Origin of the sequence: Flavobacterium sp. ALJ2 (assembly GCF_015594725.1) — a bacterium.
Lineage (GTDB): Bacteria > Bacteroidota > Bacteroidia > Flavobacteriales > Flavobacteriaceae > Flavobacterium.
Genome location: NZ_JADNRC010000086.1, coordinates 1 through 352, shown reverse-complemented (window position 1 = coordinate 352; position 352 = coordinate 1). Strand labels below are relative to the sequence as shown.

The 352-nt window shown below is 32.1% G+C and carries 1 protein-coding gene; it reads right to left on the bottom strand.

Features of this window, described 5'->3' with window-relative positions; genetic code table 11:
• Window positions 1-352: hypothetical protein (locus IUY40_RS19330; protein ID WP_195738471.1), on the bottom strand; the 352-nt coding region annotated here is incomplete at both ends.

Genomic DNA, 352 nt, shown 5'->3' with positions numbered 1-352 from the left:
GCAGAATTTTTTTGAAATTAAGACTGGGCGAGACCATTTTTCACTGTCTTCTTTTTTATGTCCAACATATAGTTGCAAATTATTGATCTCTCCAAATGGTTTGTCTCCAATTTTTAAAGAACGTAATTTGCTTCGTGTATAAACAACAGAATTATCCTTATTGTAAAAAGAAACAGGACCTGTCTGAAAAATGGTTCCCAGTTCTGAAAAAGGAACAACATCTCCTGCATTTGTGAATCGATACAATTTTGAATTAGTATTTATGGATTTTAAACGGGATTTATCTATTTTATTGGCTAGAAAAACAATCCCCTCTTTATAAGGTGCTACTCCATAAATGAAACTTCCTCTA